The sequence below is a fragment of the Paenibacillus sp. 01T422 genome (assembly GCF_056398785.1).
In genome coordinates, this window is sequence record NZ_JBFTQB010000842.1 from 1 (window position 1) to 2,874 (window position 2,874).

Consider the following 2,874-nt stretch of genomic DNA (forward strand, 5'->3'; position numbering starts at 1 on the left):
ATCATAAACTTACTTATCTTATCAGCCATAATTCCAATGTGCTACGGACTATACCAATTAATAACTTATCAATCACCGATAACAGCATGGATAGGTGGAAGGACAGTAATCAGAATAACTGGAGGTTTTACACACTCAAACCATTTTGCCTACTTTATTTCTTTAATTGGAATTATGGTATTAGGGAGAATAATTAAAGAAAAGAAGAAATATATTAAACTAATCTATATTATATATTTTAGTTTTATTTTATATGAACTCTTTTTGACTTACTCGAGAACAGCATTGATAATATTTATCTTGTCTATTGTACTAATGGTAATCTCACGAACAAAAAATAAACTCACTGCAGCACTATTTGTACTCATACTCATCATTTTTATGATTGTCGTATTTCAGAAATCTCAAATGGTACAAGAGCGTTTTCAAGACGTTATTAATATTTTCACTAATATAAATTATTTTGAAAATGCTTTAAATGGTGGGATAGATTCTGATTCATTGGCCTGGAGGGTTAACCTGTGGAAAGGTTCTCTTTTATTATTATCTGATAGCTTAATGTTTGGATATGGGCTTCAAAACTTTGTGAATATTGCTAATGAAGTTATCTCGATTAAAATTGACGCTCATAATAATTATGTTAAGGTATTAGTTGAGACGGGGATTATTGGGTTTGCTTCATTTATTTTAATTATTATTCAAATGATAAGGAATCAAATAGTAAATAAAAAAACAAATTCAATTTTCTATTATCAAGAGGCAGCCTTTCTTTATTTGTATATTCTTTTGGTAAGTTTTATAGATCCTGTTTTTAATCATACTGCAATAGGTTTTTTGATTTGGACAATACTTGCTACTCAAAGTAAGGAACCCATTAATAAAAAAATTCTAGGAGAGTCGATATGGATAGGAAAAAAATATTAATTTTAACTAGTTATTTTCCGCCTCAATTGGAAATAGCAGCAATAAGATTAAAATCAATAATAAAATATTTGAGACAAATGGATTGGGATGTTTATGTATTAACCAGTGCAGAAGAAAATGACGAAAAAGCATATAACAATTCCAATATTATTGAACCATCTAAATGGATAAGCAACCAGAATAAAATCAACATATTGAGATCTAAACTTAAAAGTGAAAAAAGATCGATACTAGCAAATAACTTTTCAAACGAAAAGAATAATAAAGCAAATAGGCAATTTATTAAAGGTTGTCTGAAAGTTTGTTATAAATTACTAAGTGTAAGTACATGGTCAATCAGTTCATATATTAAGGTAAGAAGGTTAATCAAAGAGAAAAATATCACAAAAGTATTATGCACAGTTCCAACACTTGATGTTCTAGTATTAGGGGCATTTATTAAAGCGATGAATCCCAAAATCGAATTAATAGAAGAGATTCGAGATTTAATGTTTTCAAATGGAATATACAATAGTGAACTAACTCCTTTAGAGCAATCATATAATTACTATCTTGAGAAGCAATCAATAAAATATGTAGATAAATTCATTTTCTTGACAGAAAACATAAAAGATAAATACTATTATGAGTTTAAAATTAAACTTACTAAAAAAAACTATGAAGTAATTACTAATGGATTTGATATAGATGATTACGATCAAACAACATATACAAAGAAAGATAAACTTGTTATATCTCATTTTGGGAGTTTCTATGGTACGAGGTCGCCAGTACAGTTTATTAAAGCAATTGGTGAGTTAATTCGTGATGACAATATGAAAATAAAGATAAATTTGGTTGGTAAATTTCAGGGTATGAACATGGAAGAAGAAGTTAAACTACTAATTGAAGAATTTAATATTTCTGAGTTCGTTCAACTAATACCGAGAATGGAACATAAAGAAGTAATAAAATTAGAACAAGAATCAGATATTAATTTAATAATAACCCATACTAACAACCAAAGTGACTATGCTCTACCTGGAAAACTTTTTGAATATATAGGGGCAATGAGGCCGATTTTGAGTATTAGTAATGATACACTTTTATGTAATGCTATGGATAAATATCAATTAGGCTATAGTGTGAAAAATAATAATATAGAATCGATTAAAGCTGAGTTAATAAAAATCTATGAAGACTGGAAAATGGATCGGTTATCTACATATCAGGATATAGAGAAGTTCTATAAGTTTAGTCGATCAGAACTGACAAAACGATTAGTTAACTTCTTAAATTAGTTAAACAGAAGTTTTACAAGGGAGTTAAAAAAATGATCTCTGTAATAATTTGTACTTATAATAGAAGCGAAATCCTACGCGAGTGTATCGAAAGTGTATTAAAGAATCAATTAATAGAAAATGAATTTGAACTCTTGGTAATCGATAATAATTCGTATGACAATACGGAGGAGATTGTTTCATTTTTCACTAATAATTTACCTAATGTAAGATATGTAAAAGAAGAAGAAGTCGGATTATCACACGCAAGAAATAGAGGAATTGCAGATGCGGCTGGTGAAATTATTGCATTTATAGATGATGATGTAATTGTTAGTCCTCAATACGTTCAATCGATTTATTCGTTTTTTAAAGAGAACCGAGAAGAAGTATGTGCAGGAGGAAAGGTTATTCCAGTATGGAATCTCGAGAAGCCGGATTGGTTTGCAAAAGAGTTTGCATCAATAATTGGTGAGACCACGTACGGGGAGACTCAAAGGACATTAAACTATTTCGAAGCTCCAATCGGATGTAATATGATCTTTAGAAAAGAGATTTTTGATAGAATAGGCTTATTTGATCCTGATTTAGGGATTAAAGGTAATAAGTTGCTGTTAGGTGAAGAAAATGAGTTATGTCAAAGAATTAGGGAATTGGGTAAAAATATTTATTATTTACCAGAGGCATATGT

General features: G+C 29.2%; 3 protein-coding genes. All 3 read left to right on the top strand.

The genetic code is table 11. The annotated features are described in order from the left end of the window. The coding region (locus AC1DUA_RS32225) for an O-antigen ligase family protein (RefSeq protein ID WP_477503617.1) at positions 1-924 on the top strand (924 nt) is incomplete at its 5' end. Continuing rightward, complete coding sequence (locus tag AC1DUA_RS32230; RefSeq protein WP_477503618.1) at positions 903-2,204, top strand: glycosyltransferase; 1,302 nt, start codon at positions 903-905, stop codon at positions 2,202-2,204. The genes AC1DUA_RS32225 and AC1DUA_RS32230, both read left to right, overlap by 22 nt. A gap of 32 nt (positions 2,205-2,236) precedes the next feature. Then, positions 2,237-2,874, top strand: a 638-nt coding sequence (locus AC1DUA_RS32235) for a glycosyltransferase family 2 protein (protein ID WP_477503619.1), incomplete at its 3' end; no start/stop codon positions are given.